2 protein-coding genes are annotated in these 689 nt (G+C 68.5%); both read right to left on the bottom strand.

Annotated elements, in window-relative coordinates:
- Positions 1–309: DNA cytosine methyltransferase (locus P5F91_RS28890; protein ID WP_277908977.1), on the bottom strand; the 309-nt coding region annotated here is incomplete at its 3' end.
- Entirely contained in the window at positions 309–527 is a 219-nt protein-coding gene (locus tag P5F91_RS28885; protein WP_277908976.1) for a hypothetical protein, read from the bottom strand. The genes P5F91_RS28890 and P5F91_RS28885, both read right to left, overlap by 1 nt.
- Between the last annotated feature and the right edge of the window lie 162 nt (positions 528–689).

Genomic DNA, 689 nt, shown 5'->3' with positions numbered 1-689 from the left:
GTGCCAGTACGGCCATAGGTGCCGCTCGTCATCAAACCCCTCTCTTTCGCCTGCCGCGGAGAAAGGCTGGCAAGGGCAACTTCCCGTCCAGATTGGTCGATCAGCGGGCCAGCCGGCTTTGTCGAGGGCGTAGGCCCAGACGCCGACGCCGGCGAAGAAGTGGTGGCGGCGGTATCCCGCCAGGTCAGCAGGTCGAACATCGCGAATGTCCCTTGTGTCCACATCGCCCGGCGGGATCACACCCACCCGCATCAGCTCTTTCAGCGTGGCGGCGGCGAGCGGGTCGATCTCGTTGTAGTAGTCCAGCATCAGGGCTGGGCGGGATGCCCGACAGGGCCGGGGACCATGAGCACCGGGCCGCGCTGGTCCCACAGGCAGGCGCCGGCGACGGCGTCGTGGCAGCTGGCGGCGCGCAGGCCGAAATACAGGCCGGTGAGGACGGCGCCGACGATCAGCGGCGTGCCGATCCAGGCGGCGACGTCACGCGCGTTGTCGGACATGTCTTGGGGGCGCAGGCCGAAAAGCATGATGGACCTCCTTCAGGGTTTGGAGACGATGGACACCGGCGCCCTGAACCAGGGCGGCGGAAAGGTGTTGAGTCGGCAGGGGTTGACGGCCGGGGGTACCAGGGCCGGGGCCGGTGCCGGGGTGCTGGCGGCAACCACCAGGTTGACCATGCGGTCGGCCAG

This window comes from Nitrospirillum amazonense (assembly GCF_029594735.1).
GTDB lineage: Bacteria > Pseudomonadota > Alphaproteobacteria > Azospirillales > Azospirillaceae > Nitrospirillum > Nitrospirillum amazonense.
Note: the sequence above shows the minus strand (reverse complement) of the source record. Positions and strands in the feature narration are given on the sequence as shown.